This window comes from Geobacillus vulcani PSS1 (assembly GCF_000733845.1).
GTDB classification, from domain to species: domain Bacteria; phylum Bacillota; class Bacilli; order Bacillales; family Anoxybacillaceae; genus Geobacillus; species Geobacillus vulcani.
This window is the reverse complement of record NZ_JPOI01000001.1, coordinates 3,024,078-3,042,064: the sequence shown is the minus strand read 5'-3', so window position 1 is coordinate 3,042,064 and position 17,987 is coordinate 3,024,078. Positions and strand designations below refer to the sequence as shown.

The 17,987-nt window shown below is 47.4% G+C and carries 15 protein-coding genes; 12 read left to right on the top strand and 3 right to left on the bottom strand.

Features of this window, described 5'->3' with window-relative positions; all coding sequences use genetic code 11:
* Positions 1 to 79 precede the first annotated feature (79 nt).
* The 3 genes from N685_RS0116290 (at position 80) to N685_RS0116280 (ending at position 2,994) form a co-directional block, all read left to right on the top strand.
* The gene (locus N685_RS0116290; RefSeq protein ID WP_031410116.1) at positions 80 to 661 is read left to right on the top strand and encodes a Uma2 family endonuclease; all 582 of its coding nucleotides are present in this window, start codon (positions 80 to 82) and stop codon (positions 659 to 661) included.
* Between the two features lie 144 nt (positions 662 to 805).
* Positions 806 to 1,060, top strand: a complete 255-nt coding sequence (locus N685_RS20280) for a sigma 54-interacting transcriptional regulator (protein WP_031410114.1) — start codon at positions 806 to 808, stop codon at positions 1,058 to 1,060.
* Between the two features lie 497 nt (positions 1,061 to 1,557).
* Positions 1,558 to 2,994 carry a site-specific DNA-methyltransferase gene (locus N685_RS0116280; RefSeq protein ID WP_031410112.1) on the top strand — a complete coding sequence of 479 codons (1,437 nt, stop codon included), beginning with the start codon at positions 1,558 to 1,560 and terminating at the stop codon, positions 2,992 to 2,994.
* 71 nt (positions 2,995 to 3,065) lie between these two features.
* Here the strand turns inward: N685_RS0116280 and N685_RS0116275 are convergent, their stop codons facing one another.
* A complete protein-coding gene (locus N685_RS0116275) occupies positions 3,066 to 3,377 on the bottom strand; it encodes a hypothetical protein (RefSeq protein WP_031410110.1) in 312 nt (103 codons plus the stop codon).
* Between the two features lie 264 nt (positions 3,378 to 3,641).
* Positions 3,642 to 5,150, bottom strand: coding sequence for an NCS1 family nucleobase:cation symporter-1 (locus N685_RS0116270; protein ID WP_031410108.1), 1,509 nt, complete (start codon positions 5,148 to 5,150; stop codon positions 3,642 to 3,644).
* A 344-nt stretch (positions 5,151 to 5,494) separates the two neighbouring features.
* Here N685_RS0116270 and N685_RS0116265 point away from each other — a divergent pair, with 344 nt between their 5' ends.
* The 8 genes from N685_RS0116265 (at position 5,495) to N685_RS0116230 (ending at position 15,927) form a co-directional block, all read left to right on the top strand.
* The gene (locus N685_RS0116265) at positions 5,495 to 6,385 is read left to right on the top strand and encodes a nitrilase-related carbon-nitrogen hydrolase (RefSeq protein ID WP_031410106.1); all 891 of its coding nucleotides are present in this window, start codon (positions 5,495 to 5,497) and stop codon (positions 6,383 to 6,385) included.
* A 74-nt stretch (positions 6,386 to 6,459) separates the two neighbouring features.
* Entirely contained in the window at positions 6,460 to 7,809 is a 1,350-nt protein-coding gene (locus tag N685_RS0116260; protein WP_171660293.1) for an NAD(P)-dependent oxidoreductase, read from the top strand.
* Positions 7,810 to 7,828: 19 nt separating this feature from the next.
* A complete protein-coding gene (gene preA, locus N685_RS0116255; RefSeq protein WP_031410103.1) occupies positions 7,829 to 9,118 on the top strand; it encodes an NAD-dependent dihydropyrimidine dehydrogenase subunit PreA in 1,290 nt (429 codons plus the stop codon).
* Positions 9,119 to 9,136: 18 nt separating this feature from the next.
* Complete coding sequence (gene hydA / locus N685_RS0116250; RefSeq protein ID WP_031410101.1) at positions 9,137 to 10,552, top strand: dihydropyrimidinase; 1,416 nt, start codon at positions 9,137 to 9,139, stop codon at positions 10,550 to 10,552.
* A gap of 78 nt (positions 10,553 to 10,630) precedes the next feature.
* Complete coding sequence (locus N685_RS0116245; protein ID WP_031410099.1) at positions 10,631 to 10,861, top strand: hypothetical protein; 231 nt, start codon at positions 10,631 to 10,633, stop codon at positions 10,859 to 10,861.
* Between the two features lie 304 nt (positions 10,862 to 11,165).
* Entirely contained in the window at positions 11,166 to 12,794 is a 1,629-nt protein-coding gene (locus N685_RS0116240; protein WP_031410097.1) for a PucR family transcriptional regulator, read from the top strand.
* A gap of 283 nt (positions 12,795 to 13,077) precedes the next feature.
* The gene (locus tag N685_RS0116235) at positions 13,078 to 14,544 is read left to right on the top strand and encodes a CoA-acylating methylmalonate-semialdehyde dehydrogenase (RefSeq protein WP_031410095.1); all 1,467 of its coding nucleotides are present in this window, start codon (positions 13,078 to 13,080) and stop codon (positions 14,542 to 14,544) included.
* 30 nt (positions 14,545 to 14,574) lie between these two features.
* Positions 14,575 to 15,927, top strand: coding sequence for an aspartate aminotransferase family protein (locus N685_RS0116230; protein ID WP_031410093.1), 1,353 nt, complete (start codon positions 14,575 to 14,577; stop codon positions 15,925 to 15,927).
* 225 nt (positions 15,928 to 16,152) lie between these two features.
* On the opposite strand, the gene N685_RS0116225 is transcribed toward N685_RS0116230, so the two are convergent.
* A complete protein-coding gene (locus tag N685_RS0116225; RefSeq protein ID WP_084177489.1) occupies positions 16,153 to 16,722 on the bottom strand; it encodes a Uma2 family endonuclease in 570 nt (189 codons plus the stop codon).
* A gap of 211 nt (positions 16,723 to 16,933) precedes the next feature.
* Between N685_RS0116225 and N685_RS0116220 the strand changes: the two genes are divergently transcribed.
* The gene (locus N685_RS0116220) at positions 16,934 to 17,920 is read left to right on the top strand and encodes an NADPH:quinone oxidoreductase family protein (RefSeq protein WP_031410090.1); all 987 of its coding nucleotides are present in this window, start codon (positions 16,934 to 16,936) and stop codon (positions 17,918 to 17,920) included.
* Positions 17,921 to 17,987 lie beyond the last annotated feature (67 nt).

The following is a 17,987-nucleotide window of genomic DNA, read 5'->3' as shown; positions in this document are numbered from 1 at the left end:
AAAGGTGATTGTCGGTGCGTGAACGGTTTGCTTACAATAGAAAAAAAGAAAAAAGAGCATGTGCGAGAGGGGGAGTGGCATGAGCCAACCGGATGAGCAACGCCGGTACACGCTGGGCGAGTTTTTTTCTTTAGCTGGAGACGAGCGGATGGAGCTGTACGAAGGAACGATTGTGTTAATGTCCCCAGCTCCTTATGAGCATGAAGGCGTGGTCGCCAATTTGATTGCCGAGTTTCGCATGGCGTTAAAAGGAAGTCCTTGCCTTGTATTCGGCAGCAATCTCCAAGTCGTTTTTTTGTTTGAAGACGAACAAAAAGGAAAGCGAAACGTGACCGTGTTGCCGGATCTAGCCATTATTTGCGACCGAACGAAACTGCGCCAAGGGCGGTGTTATGGCGCCCCTGACCTTGTGGTGGAAGTGTTGTCGCCAAGTACGGCCCGCAACGACCGCCTGTTTAAGCGTCATTATTATGAGAAAGCGGGAGTCCGTGAGTACTGGCTTGTCGATTACCAGCACCAGACGATGGAAAAATACGTTTGGCAATCGGGGACGTTTCAGCTAGAAGACGTGTACGATGTCGCCAACGGGATGGCTGCATCGACCGTGTTTCCCGAGGTGCGTTTTTCCGTGAAGGAGATTTTTGCGTTTTTGTCGTCGTAAAGAGCGGCACAGGCACATACAAAATAACAACAAGCATAGCGCCCGACTCCAAGAAATGGTCTGTATCGCCAAACGCGCAGCAGAGTCGGACTCGCCAGTGTTGATGATGGGGAAAGCGGAACCGGCAAGGAGCCGTTCGCCCAGGTGATTCATCAGGAAAGCCTGCGGACTGGCCGCCCATTCGTCCTTATAAACTGTGCGGCCATTCGTGTCGCTTTGCTGGAAAGCGAATTGTTCGGCTATGTGGATGGATCGTTTCCCTATGTGAAAAATGGTAGGTCTGAGCGCTACGCTTCGCAGCACGGGGAAGTCCAAACGTTCGTTGTTGACGGTGCCGTCTTGCACATGTATCGAGTCGGTTGCCGCGTGTTCGGTCAGGTGGCTTCCCGCAGCCAGTAAGGAAAAGGGAATAGCGTTGCCGCTGACTGCTCGAGCTGCCATGCCGCCTTCCCTGCCCGACCAGTTCGATTCGTTCCCGCGCTTTTTGCGCAGTGCACGGTCCAAAAACGGCGAAAAAAAGGGGGAGGTGTGCATGGTTGTTTTTCTTTCGTGAAACGAAACATAGCCTTGATTTATCAAAAGTTTGGACAGTTGACGTTTTTGGTCAATCACACAAGTTGACATAACCACATTTTATTTTTCGAAGGGGTGAAAGGGGTGTGCAAAATGGCCTCTTGCCACCTTAGAAAATCAATGGTAAAATGAAGGTGCTCTTGAAAGAGGAAGGCCTCGTTTAGAGGATTCTACCCCGCTTCCGTTCGCAGGAGGCGGGGTTGTTTTTCGGCTAGAAATGGAGGCAGGAAAACCGTTTGCCATGGCGAAATATTGGAAGTACGATCTCTTTTTCGCGGATAAGAAACGCCGCAGGCAAGGCGGCGTGGGGGAGGGGGCGTGCTATGGCAAACGGCAGCAGGAAAGCAAAAGGAGCAGCGAGGGCGCGGCTTGAGCTGGTTAAGGAGCTTTTTCCGGAGGCGGTGGCGGGCGAAGCGATCGACTGGGAGCGGCTGAAAAAGGCGCTTGGCTGCCAGGCGGAGGACGAAGTGTACGGGTTTACATGGCCGGGAAAAGCGGAGGCGAAGCGGTTGGCGGAGGCGCCCGCTGCGGGAGTGCTGCAGCCGGACCGGGAGAAAAGCAAGAGGTGGGAGACGACAAGCAATTGGTACATTGAAGGGGATAATTTGGAAGCGTTAAAGCTTTTGCGCTCCTCGCATGAAGGAAAAGTGCAAATGATTTACATTGATCCGCCTTACAATACAGGAAAAGCGTTGACGTACAAAGACAATTGGCGCAAGCGAAAACGTGCCGCTTCAGGTTTAGGGCGGGAAGAGGCGCGTGCCCATGCCGGCTGGCTCAACATGATGTATCCTCGTCTTTGGGCGGCGAAGGCGTTGTTGGCCGAAACAGGGGCGATCTTTATCTCTATTGATGATACGGAGCAGGCGAATTTGAAAAAGGTGTGCGATGAAATTTTCGGTGAGCGGAATTTCGTTGCGACGTTCATTTGGCAGCGGGCGTTTTCGCCGGTGAATATGAACAAGTTTGCCTCGCGCAACCATGATTTTATTTTATGTTACGCGAAAAACATCGATCGCCTGGCTTGGTACGGATTGCCGCGCCATCCGGAAGCGGACGGGCGGTATGCCAACCCAGACAATGACCCGCGCGGTCCGTGGACGTCCGGTGATTTGTCGGTCGGCCCGCCGATTCCGGAAAAAATTTATGACATCGTGACCCCAAGCGGCCGGATTGTTTCGCCGCCCCATGGGTATTGTTGGCGGGTGACGAAAGAGCGCTTTGCCGAGTTGGCGGCGGACAACCGCATTTGGTTTGGTAAAGACGGCAACGGGGTGCCGCGCTTAAAGCGATTTTTGCGCGAGGTGAAACCGACGATGACGCCGCTCACGATCTGGACGCATGACGAGGTGTCCCACTCGCAGGAGGCGAAAAAGGAGCTGAAGGAGCTGTTTGACGGGGTGGCGGTGATGGATTACCCGAAGCCCGTCAAGCTGATTCAGCGTATGATCGCATTGACGACGAAGAACGATGACGTCATCCTCGACTTTTTTTCCGGCTCGGCGACAACGGCCCATGCGGTGATGCAGCAAAACGCCGAAGACGGCGGCCGGCGGTCGTTCATTATGGTGCAGCTTCCTGAACGGCTGGCGGAAACGTCAGCGGCATATCGGGCTGGGTTTCGGACGATTTGCGACATCGGTCGTGAGCGCATTCGCCGCGCGGGGGAGAAAATCGTTTATGAAACGGGGAAGACGGAGCTTGATATCGGTTTTCAAGTGTTTCGGATTGAACGGAAATCAAACCAGCCCGATCGCTAGGCGAACGGGCTGGTTCCTTGACTAGGTGAATGAAAGGCGCTGTCTCCGCTGTCCATCGTTTCGGGCGTTTTTTACAACGACGCCGCAGCCCAACGGTCATTGATAAAGACATCGTATTCTGCGGCAATCGTTTCTTTGAGCTCCGCTAAAGACGGGATGCCGTCGGCGAAAGTATAGGTGTCAAGGAGAATGAGGGAGTATTCGTCGCCGGGATCAAATACGATGGTGACGACTTCTTCCGTGCCGGCGTCCACTTGCCGGACGGTGTCGCCGTCTTCCGGTTCAACGAGTACGTTTTGGTATGTTTCATGAATCACGTAGTAGCCTTCTTGCAATTGTTCAGTGAATAAATGTTCGATGTCTGTCAGTTCGTGGACAATCATGATTTAAGTCCTCCTAACTTGTGAAATCATTCTCAATGTCAGTATATAACGTAGTCGCTGTCGATATAATAGATGCTGTGGAAAGTTCGAAAAGTTGTCATGTTTGTATGCCAAGCGTAGATAAGGTTGGGTTGCAGGATTGATAAGGGAAAATAGCAGCTTCCTGCAAAAGAAAGCGCCCTCGTGGGAGGGCGATGTCAACGTTTAACCAGTGACACTGCTTGCCTTCTGTCATCGATAGGCTGTTTAGGTGTAAATGATGCATTATTTTGCGATTTCTGTCGGACTGTTATGTTTTGAATCGAAAAGGGTGATTTGTTCATACTCGCCTTCTTTTAATATGCTTTGGTCGTTTTTCATTAAGTAGGTGTAGACACCGATTGCAATGAACAATCCAAATGTCCACGCGTTGTCCCAAAGAAAACGAAGTGGTGGTATGAATAAACCAAGTACAGGAATAACGACTCCCACAATCAGTGCGTACACTCCGTTTTTGTTAAACCCATTTGCATAATTGTAACGGCCATTCGGTTTGTACAGTTCTTTTAAGTGCAACTGTCTTCGGCGAACGAGCCAATAGTCGGCAATAGCAATGCCGTCAATGGGTCCAAGCAAAGCGGCGTATGTGCCAAGCCAGCCGAATATATAATTTCCAAAGTTGGACATAATATACCACGGCTGCAATAAAATAGCGAATAGTCCTGTGATAATCGCGCCAATTCCAAATGTAATTCGCTTCGGATATAAATTTTCGATCGCTCGGGCAGGGGCAACCACGTTGGCACCCACATTAATAGTTACAGAAGAGATGACAATAATAATAGTCCCTAATAGAATGACAAATGGGGGAAATTTAGCTAACAGCTGCACGGGATCCCAAATGGCTTGACCAAAAATCACAATGGTTGCAGAGGTTACGGCAATTCCAATAAATGAAAAAACAGTCATTGTAATAGGTAAGGATAAACTTTGAGCCACCATTTGTGATTTCTGACTCTGTGCGTATCGGCAAAAATCAGGGATGTTTAATGCCAATGTGGCCCAAAAGCCGATGACGCCAGTTAAAGAAGGGAAAAAGACTTTCAAAAATTCACCAGTTGTTTCGAACTTAGAAGGAGTCTCTAAAATCGGTCCCCATCCTCCGGCGTTTGTAAATGCCCAAATGAGCAAAATGATGGAAGAAATCCCGACAACAGGTGCAGCCACTGCGCTTAGCTTTTTGATGCCCTCTGGGCCCCTATAAGCAATACTGATATTTAAGATCCAAAATAATGCAAATACAATGGCTGTATGTCCCGGTAAATTCCCCCACGAAGAGAATGATGCCATAAGTAATGTGTCAATGGCTTCTGTTCCGATCCACGTATTGATTCCAAACCATCCGGCTGCTACAAGGGCCCGGGCTAAAGTGGGAATATGGGCGCCTTTATCTCCAAACCAAAGCCGGGCAAACACAGGATAAGGAATCCCGAATTTTGTTCCTGCATGGGAGTTTAATAAAATCGGAATAAGGACGATCACGTTCCCCAGAAAAATGGTACCAACAGCTTGCCACCAGTTCATTCCCAAAGCAATCATGCCGCTGGCCATGGTGTATGAAGGAATGCATAAACACATTCCAATCCACAATGTAGCAAAATTGATTCCTCTCCATGAGTGTTCTTGCCTTGTTGTTGGACGCAAGTCATCATTCCATAAAGGACTTCCACTGACTTCTTGTGCGGCTTCCTCCGTCAAGACCACAATCCCATTGTGTTCAATTTGTGTTTTCATTCATATCCCCCTTTTTAAAAATCGAGTGTATAAAAGAGAAATTTAAGAAAATTCTATCTATAATATGTAAATTTTTCATTATACGATTTGTCAAATAAGAAAAAGAGAAATCTATTCATTATGTAAAATGTGTAAATATTCCTCACATTTTGATGTTCTCAACCCTAAGGGACAGCTTCGTCTAGCTGTATATTTATTTCGCTGAAATTTACATAGTGAACAATCAATGTTTTCTATTATTTAACAAAGTGTATAATGAAAAGTTGGTGATTTACTATGTAGAATATTCTTAAAGTTCAGCCTAATTTTGAAACCAGATAAAATGAAGAAGGAGTGATTGGAGCATGGCTGACCAAGTGACCATTGGTTTGATCCAAGCTTCTCATAATGTGCATGGGGACGAGCCGGTCGAGGTTCACAAGGAAAAGGCGATTGAAAAGCATGTCAAGCTTGTCAAGGAGGCAAAAGATCGGGGAGCACAAATCATCTGTTTGCAAGAGATTTTCTATGGCCCGTATTTCTGCGCCGAGCAAAATACAAAATGGTATGAGGCGGCGGAAGAAATTCCAAATGGTCCGACGACCAAAATGTTTCAGGAAATAGCAAAACAGCTGGGAGTGGTGATCGTTTTACCGATTTATGAAAGGGAAGGAATTGCTACTTACTATAATACGGCAGCTGTCATTGATGCCGATGGAACCTACTTAGGAAAGTATCGCAAACAGCATATTCCGCATGTCGGGGTAGGAAACGAGGGCTGTGGATTTTGGGAGAAATTTTATTTTAAGCCTGGGAATTTAGGCTATCCGGTATTTGATACCGCATTTGCCAAGATCGGCGTTTATATTTGTTATGACCGTCATTTTCCCGAGGGAGCGCGGATTTTAGGACTAAAAGGCGCTGAAATTGTGTTCAATCCATCCGCTACGGTAGCAGGTCTCTCCGAATATTTATGGAAACTGGAACAACCGGCTCATGCCGTGGCCAATGGCTATTACGTGGCTGCCATCAATCGGGTTGGATATGAAGCACCGTGGAACATGGGAGAGTTTTACGGGCAGTCTTACTTGGTTGATCCTAGAGGAAACTTTGTGGCCATGGGCAGCCGTGATCAAGATGAAGTGGTGATTGGCGTCATGGATAAGAAGATGATTCGGGAAGTGCGCGATACTTGGCAATTTTACCGTGATCGTCGTCCGGAAACCTATAGTGAAATGACGGCTTTAATTCCATAGAAAGCAATGAGAAAGGGGAGGAGGGAATGACTCTATTCCCTTTCTTTGAAAATGACGCGTGGAGGGGGATGGAGATGGAGCAATCACGTTTGGAAAAGAACTTTGAAGAAGTAGAGCCCGGTTTGACAGATCGAGAAGCAATGGAAGAAGCGAATCGATGTTTGTACTGTTATGACGCTCCCTGTATTCGAGCCTGTCCGACAGGGATTGATATCCCTGCTTTTATCAAAAAAATTGCTTCTGGGAATGTAAAAGGGTCAGCGAAAACCATTATGTTGTCAAACCCGGTTGGCGCCAGTTGTGCAAGAGTGTGTCCGACAGAGGAATTATGTGAAGGGGCTTGTGTTTTAAATCATTCTACAAAACCCATTATGATTGGAAAATTGCAGCGATATGCAACCGATTGGGCGATCCGAAATAAAGAAGTGTTATTCCAAGCGGGAAGAAAAAATGGAAAAACAGTGGCGGTTGTTGGTGGCGGTCCTGCTGGATTATCATCGGCCAGAGAACTAGCTCGTCTTGGATATGAAGTGACCATTTTTGAAGCGGAGAACCAAGCAGGCGGGCTAAACACGTATGGAATTGTTTCTTTCCGCCTCCCTCAAGATATCTCGTTGTGGGAAGTCAGTCAAATCAAAAGCTTAGGTGTGCAAATTCGCACAAATACAAGAGTTGGTAAGGATATTGAAGTGAACGAGCTCCTAGAATGTTATGATGCTGTTGTTTTAGCTGCTGGCATGGGGAAAGTGCCAAAGTTAGGAATCCCGGGAGAAGATTTGGACGGAGTATATGATGCCATTGAGTTAATTAAAGAGACGAAAACAAAACCGTTGACTGATCGACTGGTGGGGAAAAGGGTAGTTGTGATAGGTGCGGGAAATACCGCGATTGATGCAGCTACCTGTTCAGTGCGTCTAGGAGCGGAAAATGTAAAAATTTTATATCGCCGGACGAAAGAAGAAATGACAGCTTATGAATTTGAGTATGAGTTTGCCAAACAGGATGGTGTTGAATTTCGTTGGCTAACAGCACCGAAACGGATTATTGGCGACAGTAAGGGCCAGGTTACTCATGTTGAATGCGTTCGGATGGAATTGGGAGAACCAGACGTTGATGGTCGTCGCCGCCCTCTTCCAGTTAGGGGATCGGAATTTATTATGCCTGTTGATGTTGTCATTAAAGCGATTGGGCAAGAGCGTCATATCGAATTGATTGAAGCTTTTGGATTAGAGCATGATCATGGCGTAGTCAAGGTGAATCCTGAAACTTATCAAACGTCCAATCCGAAGGTGTTTGCTTGTGGGGATGTGATTTTTGAAAGAGGAAAAGGCGAAGCGATGGTGGTGGTGGCAGCGCAGCAGGGGAAGGAAGCAGCCTATGGGATTCATCGATATTTGACAAAGGCAGTAAGCGAAACGGCCTAAATGAGAGGAGGGAACCGCAATGGCTGATTTAAGCATAAACTTAGCGGGAATCAAGTCCCCCAATCCATTTTGGCTCGCTTCCGCCCCTCCCACCAACTCGGGGTATCAAGTGCAAAGGGCATTTGAGGCGGGTTGGGGAGGAGCGGTATGGAAAACATTGGGGGAACCTATTTTGAATGTATCGTCCCGATTTGCAGCAATCAGTTTTAATGGACAACGAGTCATGGGCTTTAACAATATTGAATTAATCACGGATCGTCCTCTTGAGGAAAATTTAAAGGAAATTTATGAGACGAAAAAACGTTTTCCTGATCGGGCTATCGTTGCTTCTTTGATGGTCGAGCCCAAACGCGAAAAATGGCATGAGATTGTGAAGCGAGTAGAAGATGTGGGCGTGGATGGGTTGGAACTCAATTTTGGCTGTCCGCATGGAATGGCGGAACGGGGGATGGGATCGGCATCAGGCCAAGTGCCAGAATTGGTCGAACGACAAACATATTGGGTCAAAGAGGTGGCACGCACCCCTGTCATTGTCAAATTAACTCCTAATATCACCGATATTACAGCGACCGCTGAAGCGGCTGCCCAAGGCGGGGCAGATGCCATCAGTTTGATCAACACCATCAATAGTCTTATGGGGGTGGACTTAGATACGTGGAATACGATTCCACATGTAGCAGGAAAGGGGGCGCACGGGGGATACTGCGGTCCAGCAGTAAAACCGATTGCTTTAAATATGGTGGCCGAATGCGCGCGACACCCGCGTATCCGCATTCCGATTTCAGGAATTGGCGGGATCTCCAATTGGAGAGATGCCGTTGAGTTCATGTTAATGGGAGCGACAGGAGTTCAAGTATGCACGGCAGTTATGCACCATGGGTTTCGAATTATCGAGGATATGATTGAAGGGTTGAATCACTATCTTGATGAAAAAGGAATTGCTTCCGTAATGGATATTGTAGGGAAATCAGTGTCAAAGTATTCTGATTGGGGAGATTTGGACCTCAATTATAAGGTTGTAGCGCGAATTCATCGTGAGCGCTGTATTCAGTGCAATAAGTGCTACATTTCTTGTGAAGATGCTTCCCATCAATGCATTGAGCGTCTCGTAGACGAAAACGGAAAAGAATATTTAAAAGTGCGCGAAGAAGATTGTGTAGGATGCAATTTATGTTCCATCGTCTGTCCGGTTGATGGAGCGATTGAGATGGTCGAAGTACCAAGCGAACATCCCCCGATGACATGGAATGAACGGCAAGCGGCCCTTGGCCGGCTAAGCGGTTGCAGTGTGGATATCAAGTCATTATAAATTAAGGAGGGTATCATGATGGCAAAATTGGTAAAAAACGGAACAATTGTCACCGCTACAGATATATATGAAGCCGATCTCCTCATTCAAGATGGGAAAATTGCAGCAATCGGGAGAAATTTAGATGAGAGCGGAGCGGAAGTGATTGATGCCACAGGTTGCTATGTGTTTCCAGGAGGCATTGATCCGCACACCCATTTAGATATGCCGTTTGGCGGCACTGTGACAAAAGACGACTTTGAGTCGGGGACGATTGCCGCTGCATTTGGCGGGACGACGACCATTATTGATTTTTGCTTAACAAATAAAGGTGAGCCCCTGAAAAAAGCGATTGAAACTTGGCATAACAAAGCGACGGGGAAAGCGGTGATCGATTACGGGTTCCATTTGATGATCAGTGAAATAACGGACGATGTGCTTGAAGAGCTTCCAAAAGTGATCGAAGAAGAAGGAATTACCTCCTTTAAAGTATTTATGGCGTATAAAAATGTGTTTCAAGCTGATGATGGAACCTTGTATCGGACGCTAGTCGCGGCAAAAGAACTCGGAGCGCTTGTCATGGTGCATGCCGAGAATGGAGACGTGATTGACTATTTAACGAAAAAAGCCTTAGAGGACGGACATACTGATCCGATTTATCATGCATTAACGAGACCCCCAGAACTGGAAGGAGAAGCGACGGGGCGCGCCTGTCAATTGACAGAACTCGCTGGTTCGCAATTGTACGTTGTTCATGTATCGTGTGCTCAAGCGGTAGAGAAAATTGCTGAAGCGCGCAGTAAGGGGTTGAATGTATGGGGTGAAACATGTCCGCAGTATCTGGTGCTCGATCAGTCCTATTTAGAAAAGCCGAATTTTGAAGGTGCTAAATATGTATGGTCACCGCCGCTTCGTGAGAAATGGCATCAAGAAGTGCTATGGAATGCCTTGAAAAACGGCCAACTGCAAACACTCGGATCTGACCAATGTTCGTTTGATTTTAAAGGCCAAAAAGAATTAGGAAGGGGAGATTTTACCAAAATCCCAAATGGCGGTCCTATTATTGAGGATCGGGTGAGTATTCTTTTCAGTGAAGGAGTGAAAAAAGGGAGAATTACTCTCAACCAGTTTGTTGATATTGTATCAACAAGAATCGCCAAATTGTTTGGTCTATTCCCGAAGAAAGGAACCATTGCCGTCGGTGCGGATGCAGATTTAGTCATTTTTGATCCAACGGTTGAACGGGTGATTTCAGCCGAAACACACCATATGGCTGTGGATTATAATCCGTTTGAAGGGATGAAAGTAACAGGGGAACCGGTGTCGGTTTTATGTAGAGGAGAATTTGTGGTACGTGATAAACAATTTGTCGGGAAACCAGGGTACGGCCAATATGTTAAACGCGCGAAATATGGGGCGCTAATGGCCAACCAAGATGTGGTGAAAATGTCCTAACATAAATAAACATTGAACACCAACAAGCTGTACCTGGCGGTAAGGATGCGGGTGACAACGAGAATTGGGGGGTGTGTGATGACTTACCATCAGTTTCTACGTGAGCGAGAACAGATCGATTACTTAATTGAACAAGGATACTATATGAAAAGCGTAAAAGAAAATTTAAGCGGATCGTTTGTTGAATTTGAGAAAGAAGACTCTTTGTCAGAAACAAGAGATATCCAAACACTGCATATTACAAACGCTGATGCACGCAAATATTTTTCGTCATTATTAATCCGCCAGCTCAGAAAACACCACGAATAGAGAGAAGAGCGATACACATCGCGATAAGCGCCGGAACGAGCTCCTCTATATATCCTCAATCATTATAGAGGCAGGGCCGGCGCTTTGATTTTCATGAAACAGGGCGCGATCGCCTAAATAAATGTCACATCTCATAACATAAAACGAGATCGATGATATTGCTTTCTGTATAATGAAACGTAAAAGGCCATTATAGCCAAGCCGTTACATAAAAATTTGTGATAGAAGCAGGAGCGACCGTTTACGCTGCCTAATATTAAAATGGCATTGCCATGATTGGTGTAAGGGGAGTGAAACAAAGTGTATGAAGACTCCTACATTAACGGTTTCTGATATTCTAAAGCGGAAACATTTTGAACATGTTGAAGTGGTTGCAGGGCATAATGGACTCAACCGCACTGTAAAATGGGTTCATGTTGTCGAGGTTGCGAAAATCCATCATCTGTTAAACGGAAAAGAGCTGATTTTATCTACTGGGGTAGGATGGAAGGAAAATAAGGAACTGTTTCGATCGTTTGTAGAACAGCTTATCAACTGTGACGCTTCGGGATTATGTATTGAAATCGGTATGCATACTCCTTCTGTTCCGCAAGAAGTGATCGATTTGGCGAATGCGCATCACTTTCCGATCATTCTCTTTCTCAAAGAAGTGCCTTTCGTTGAGATCACCCAAGACATCCACACTTATTTAATTAACCAACACTATGAAATCATCTCCGGACTAGAATCATATTCACAGCAATTAAATAAAAAATTACTTTCAATGGACCATTATAGTGAGATTTTAAAACTATTGCACCACTATTCGGGACATCAAGTGATTTTTAAAATAAACGGCAGGGAAGTGGAGATATTTCCTAAATACAGCAAAACATTTAAGGAAGAACAGTTCATAGTTGACGACAACGCATCTTCCAAGAAAAGAGTGGCCACCCAACCGATCCAATTTCTTGGGAATGAATATGCTGAGCTATCCATTGTGTCAACCGGAAAGGAAATCAGCGAATTTGATCTGCTGATTTTGGATCGCACGGCAACTGCGCTGGCACAGCATCTGCTTCGTGATTTGTATGTTGATGAAAAAAAGAGAGTAGAAGAAAATGAGTGGTTGAAAAGCTGGCTAGAGGGAGAGCATCCCATTGAAAATGTGTTTAGTTATTTGGCTGAGTATGGGGCAGAGTCAAATCCAAAAGGAGGGACAGTGCTTGTTGTCCGTTTTAAATCTTCAATGAAGCAATGCTCGAATTTAGACATGATTTATTTTAAAATGCTATGCCGGACGATTTTTGAACAACAAGGTTTTTCGACATTTCCTGTCGATTTTCACAGCAGCATTGTATTTATTATGATCAATAACAGGGAAATGAAAACATGGAAAAGTCGAATGAAAATAGGGCTGAATTCTTTGCTTGAATCGGATTATATTCAAAAGAAGAAATTACCTCAATTTGTTGTCGGGGTTGGAAAATTTATCGAAAATGTTTCTCATATGGACAAAAGTTATCGAACGGCTTTAGAGACGATCAAAATTCAACATCATCTTGGCGGCAGAGCCAATAGCTGCTTTTATGAGGATTTGCATATCTATCGAATTATTTCTCTTATTCATAAATACAATGATTTGTATGAAGTCGTCATGGAATACTTAGAGCCTGTTCTTCAATACGATGAAAAGTATAATGGAAATTTACTGGAGACGTTAAAGGTATATTTGGCGTGTAACGGTTCAAAAAAAGAAACCGCACAAAGACTATTTGTCGTTAGGCAAACACTGTATCATCGAATCCAAAAACTAGAGTCGCTTTTAGGAGAGGATTTTATGAATCCGGAAAAACGGCTCGCTATTGAGTTTATGATCAAGGCATATGAATATTTACACTCGCAAAGTATGGAAAACAAATATGTGCAACATGATCGGTTGCGAAGATGGTAAGTAAGAAGTCTCTTCCTGAGAAGCGAAAAGCAGAAGATGCCGTAGGCTTCTAGGAGGACCTCTTTCGTAAAAACATCCATGAGCAATTTTTTGCTCTCCACCGACATGAAAATCTCAGTCCAAGGCACGCACATTTTCAAAATTTGGTCACATTGTGGAATAAATAGGCTAATCGCTTTTACGCTTTGTCTAGTGAAGGCAATCAAAAACTGGAGGATAATTTTGTGTAACAATACAAAATATTTAGATCATGGACAAAGATAGGGATAAGGAGGAGAATCTGATGTCCATCACCAAACCGGAAACAACGGTTCTCAAAAACTATATCGGCGGACAGTGGGTGGCATCGAGTGGCACAGAAACGCTAGAAGTCCCGAACCCGGCGACTGGGGAAGTGTTGGCGCGTGTTCCGATCTCAACCAAAGAGGATGTCGATCAAGCGGTGCAAGCAGCCAAGAAAGCGTTTGTAACGTGGAAAGATGTCCCTGTTCCAAAACGAGCGCGGATTATGTTTTCATTTCATCATTTGTTAAACCAGCATCATGAGGAATTAGCGGAGCTTGTCGTGCAGGAAAATGGCAAAGCGTATAAAGAAGCATACGGAGAAATTCAACGGGGGATTGAATGCGTGGAGTTTGCGGCCGGCGCTCCGACTTTGCTGATGGGGGAATCGCTGTCGAATATTGCCGAAGAGATTGACTCGGAAATGTTTCGTTATCCGTTGGGAGTTGTGGCAGGGATCACTCCGTTCAACTTCCCCATGATGGTGCCGCTTTGGATGTTCCCGTTGGCGATTGTGTGCGGCAATACGTTTGTATTGAAGCCATCGGAACGGACGCCCATTTTGGCCAATAAGTTAGCAGAACTGTTTACGGAGGCAGGTGCCCCTCCTGGGGTACTCAATGTTGTTCATGGAGCACATGAGGTGGTCAACGCCTTGATTGATCATGAAGACATTCGTGCAATTTCATTTGTTGGTTCACAGCCAGTGGCCAAGTATGTGTATGAACGGGCAGCGGCGCAAGGCAAACGCGTACAGGCGTTATCGGGGGCGAAAAATCATCATATTGTCATGCCAGATGCGGATGTAGAGACGGCCGTACAACATGTGATCAACTCAGCGTTTGGAAGCGCGGGCCAGCGTTGCATGGCTTGCAGTGTAGTCGTGATTGTCGGGGAAAACGAAACGTTCGTCCGTCGATTGAAACAAAAAGCGGATGAATTGATTATCGGGAATGGCATGGATCCGGAAGTGTTATTAACCCCGGTCATTCGGCAGTCTCACCGTGAAAAGGTACTAGGCTACATTCAGAGGGGGATTGAAGAGGGAGCAGTATTGCTTCGCGATGGGCGAAAGGAAATGGATGACAGACCCGAAGGCAATTTTTTAGGTCCCACGATTTTTGATTATGTTACCCCGGATATGACAATCGCGAAAGAAGAGATCTTCGCCCCTGTATTAAGTTTGCTGAGGGCCAATGATTTAAATGAAGCGCTCAGCTATATTCGGAAGTCTCGGTATGGGAACGGGGCGACGATTTATACAAAGGATGCGAAGGCGGTCCGGAAATTCCGTGAAGAGGCCGATGCGGGGATGTTGGGTATTAACGTCGGTGTGCCGGCGACGATGGCGTTTTTCCCGTTCTCTGGCTGGAAAGATTCGTTTTACGGTGATCTTCATGTGAATGGAAAAGATGGCGTGAATTTTTACACGCGCAAAAAGATGATTACTTCCCGGTTTGATTTTTAACCTGTGTTGGGTGAAAGGGGCAGATAAGTCATGCGAACTGAACAAACCCACCAACTGTGGCTCGACAAAGACGATCGATACGTTTGGCATTCGATGAAGCCGTATAACCCACAAGCAACGCTGATCGCGGCCAAAGCAAAAGGCTGTTGGGTGACGGATGCAGCTGGCCATCAGTATTTGGATGCGATGGCCGGGCTCTGGTGCGTCAACGTCGGGTATGGGCGCGAGGAGCTGGCGGAGGCGGCGTATGAGCAGCTGAAAACGCTGGCGTATTTCCCGCTCACGCAAAGCCACTTGCCTGCCATTCAGCTTGGGGAAAAACTCAATGAGCTGTTGGGCGATGAGTATGTCATCTTCTTTTCCAACAGCGGGTCAGAAGCGAACGAAACGGCGTTTAAAATCGCCCGCCAATATCATCAGCAACGTGGCGAACCCCACCGATACAAAATCATCTCCCGCTACCGGGCGTATCATGGCAACTCGATGGGAGCGCTTGCGGCGACCGGACAGGCGCAACGGAAATACAAATACGAGCCGCTCGCCCCGGGCTTCATCCATGTGCCGCCGCCTGATCGCTACCGCGATCCTGACACAGCCGACGATCCGCGTCAGCTTCGGGCCGTGAAAGCGGTTGACGATGTGATGACGTGGGAGCTGAGTGAGACGATTGCCGCCATGATTATGGAGCCGATCATCACTGGCGGCGGGGTGCTGATGCCGCCCGATGGATACATGAAAGCAGTCAAGGAAGTATGTGAAAAGCACGGAGCCCTGCTCATTGTCGATGAGGTCATCTGCGGTTTCGGCCGAACCGGGAAGCCGTTCGGGTTCATGCATGAAGAGGTTAAGCCGGATATCATTACGATGGCCAAAGGCATTACGAGCGCCTACTTGCCGTTGGCGGCCACGGCGGTGCGGAAAGAGATTTATGAGGCGTTTAAAGGAACGGACGAATACGATTACTTCCGCCATGTCAATACATTTGGCGGCCACCCGGCTGCTTGTGCGGTGGCGCTGAAAAACATCGAAATCATGGAGACGGAGCGCTTGTTTGACCGTTCCCGTGAAGCCGGCGAATGGCTGCTTTCGGCACTGAAAACGAAACTGGCCGATCATCCGTACGTCGGGGATGTGCGCGGAAGAGGACTGCTTGTCGGCATTGAGTTGGTCGTCGACCGAGCGACGAAAGAGCCGCTTGATGTGTCGCTCGTCAACCAGGTAATCAGCCAATGCAAAGCCCATGGCGTCATCATCGGCAAAAACGGAACGACGGTCGCCGGGTATAACAACGTGCTCACCTTGTCGCCGCCACTGTGCATCAGTGATGACGAACTGTCGCTCCTTGTCCGCGTCTTAACAGAGGCGTTAGCAGCCATTCAATAAGAAGAAGGACAAACGCCAGCTTGGGTCGACGGGCTGGCGTTTTGTTTGCTTTTGTGCGGCTGTTTGGAAAAATACGGTATGACACGGCTGCCGCGGGGGCAGAATGTTCTTCCGCCTATGCGCTTGTGTTTCGGGAGGGGAGATTTTTAGGAGCGTCTGCCCGATCATCGATTCCTGTCTGTTTGACGAAAGATCGATCATGAACACTGAATGGTCAGAACCGTTTTAACTCCATTCAAATACATACGTTAATGGAATAGCTAAGTCCTTAAATTGTACGGAATGCAGCGTGTCTTGCTGCCCGTATGTGGCATGCCGTTGATAGACCCCTTCGTGCAAATTGTATACATGAACCATTTTGTTAGCCGTATCGACGATCCAATATTCCGCAATGCCATAGTGTTGGTAAGTATAAAATTTTTCGTTGTAATCTTTTAAAGCGGTTGAAGGTGACAAGACTTCAACAACTAGCGCAGGCGCCCCGTAACACCCTTTTTTGACAATCTGTTTTTTATTGCAAATCACCACAATATCGGGTTGGACAATGTCATCAGGGGTTTCATACGTTTCATTTTTGCTAAGGAATACATCAAACGGTGCCATAAAGACGTAACAATGTTGGTTTTGGAAAAAATGGCGCAAAGCAAAATACAATTCTCCGACTGCAAATTGATGTTCCGAAGATGGAGCAGGGGTCATATTATAGGCTTTTCCATTTATCAGTTCCCAGCGACCTTCCCATGTTTTCCAGTCAGCGTACGTGTAAATTTTGTTCGGGTCAGGGATATTGCCCACTGTTTCCCCCTCTTTCATTTTAAGGATGCGTTTGTTTCCAGTTTAGCAAAAGAAATCAAGGAAGGGTAGGGAGGACTTTCATGAGAGGTTTATTCATCACTCGCCTACGCCCACAAGCCGAAGTGAGGGTTTTCTTGGTCCAGAAAGGAATGTAGCGTCTGTTTGTCGAATGACATGAGGGAAGAATGCATGGGGAAAGGGTGAGGAAATGATGTCCGCATTTCAAGCGTTTGTTGTCAACAAAACGGAAACGGAGTTTACAGCTGAGGTGAAAACGATCTCGATGGACGATTTGCCGGAAGGGGATGTCGTCGTTCACGTCCATTATTCAAGCGTCAACTACAAAGACGGGCTGGCGTCGATCCCGGACGGCAAAATTGTGAAAACGTATCCGTTCGTGCCCGGGATTGACTTGGCCGGAGTCGTCGTCTCGTCGCAACATCCGCGGTTCCTTGAAGGGGATGAGGTGATCGCGACCGGCTATGAGATTGGCGTCACCCACTTTGGCGGCTACAGCGAGTATGCGCGTTTGCCCGGCGACTGGCTCGTGCCATTGCCGAAAGGGTTGACGTTGAAAGAAGCGATGGCGATCGGCACGGCGGGGTTCACGGCGGCGTTGTCCATCCATCGGCTTGAGGAGCACGGGCTGACGCCGGAACACGGGCCGGTGCTCGTTACGGGGGCGACGGGCGGCGTCGGCAGCTTGGCCGTATCGATGCTCGCGAAGCGCAGCTACACGGTAGAGGCGAGCACAGGCAAAGCGGCCGAGCACGATTATTTGCGCGCCCTTGGCGCCAAGAAAGTGTTGTCGCGCGAAGACGTCACCGCCGAGCGCATTCGCCCGCTGGATCAGCAGCGCTGGGCGGCGGCGGTCGATCCGGTCGGCGGCCGGACGCTGGCGACCGTGCTAAGCCGCATCCGTTACGGCGGGGCCGTGGCGGTAAGCGGATTGACGGGAGGGGCGGACGTGCCGACAACGGTCTACCCATTCATTTTGCGCGGCGTCAGCTTGCTTGGCATCGATTCCGTCTATTGTCCGATGGACTTGCGGCTTCGCATTTGGGAACGGCTCGCTGGCGATTTGAAGCCGGATTTGGAGCGGATTGCCAAAGAGATTTCGCTCACTGAATTGCCGCAGGCGCTTAAGCGCATTTTGCGTGGGGAGCTGCGCGGCCGGATGGTGGTGCGGCTGGCCTGATCAGGAACCATCTCGATTTTACCTGCCGACTATTTCTGTTTGGGGTTCGTTTTTATGATTCTTGATT

Excerpts from the sequence above, each read along its gene's own strand:
- N685_RS0116280 (WP_031410112.1), top strand. The coding sequence starts at position 1,558 with ATGGCAAACGGCAGCAGGAAAGCAAAAGGAGCAGCGAGGGCGCGGCTT.
- N685_RS0116230 (WP_031410093.1), top strand. The coding sequence starts at position 14,575 with ATGCGAACTGAACAAACCCACCAACTGTGGCTCGACAAAGACGATCGA.
- N685_RS0116290 (WP_031410116.1), top strand. The coding sequence starts at position 80 with ATGAGCCAACCGGATGAGCAACGCCGGTACACGCTGGGCGAGTTTTTT.
- N685_RS0116275 (WP_031410110.1), bottom strand. The coding sequence starts at position 3,377 with ATGATTGTCCACGAACTGACAGACATCGAACATTTATTCACTGAACAA.
- preA (WP_031410103.1), top strand. The coding sequence starts at position 7,829 with ATGGCTGATTTAAGCATAAACTTAGCGGGAATCAAGTCCCCCAATCCA.
- N685_RS0116270 (WP_031410108.1), bottom strand. The coding sequence starts at position 5,150 with ATGAAAACACAAATTGAACACAATGGGATTGTGGTCTTGACGGAGGAA.
- N685_RS0116245 (WP_031410099.1), top strand. The coding sequence starts at position 10,631 with ATGACTTACCATCAGTTTCTACGTGAGCGAGAACAGATCGATTACTTA.
- N685_RS0116260 (WP_171660293.1), top strand. The coding sequence starts at position 6,460 with ATGGAGCAATCACGTTTGGAAAAGAACTTTGAAGAAGTAGAGCCCGGT.
- N685_RS0116265 (WP_031410106.1), top strand. The coding sequence starts at position 5,495 with ATGGCTGACCAAGTGACCATTGGTTTGATCCAAGCTTCTCATAATGTG.
- N685_RS0116240 (WP_031410097.1), top strand. The coding sequence starts at position 11,166 with ATGAAGACTCCTACATTAACGGTTTCTGATATTCTAAAGCGGAAACAT.
- hydA (WP_031410101.1), top strand. The coding sequence starts at position 9,137 with ATGGCAAAATTGGTAAAAAACGGAACAATTGTCACCGCTACAGATATA.
- N685_RS0116220 (WP_031410090.1), top strand. The coding sequence starts at position 16,934 with ATGTCCGCATTTCAAGCGTTTGTTGTCAACAAAACGGAAACGGAGTTT.
- N685_RS0116235 (WP_031410095.1), top strand. The coding sequence starts at position 13,078 with ATGTCCATCACCAAACCGGAAACAACGGTTCTCAAAAACTATATCGGC.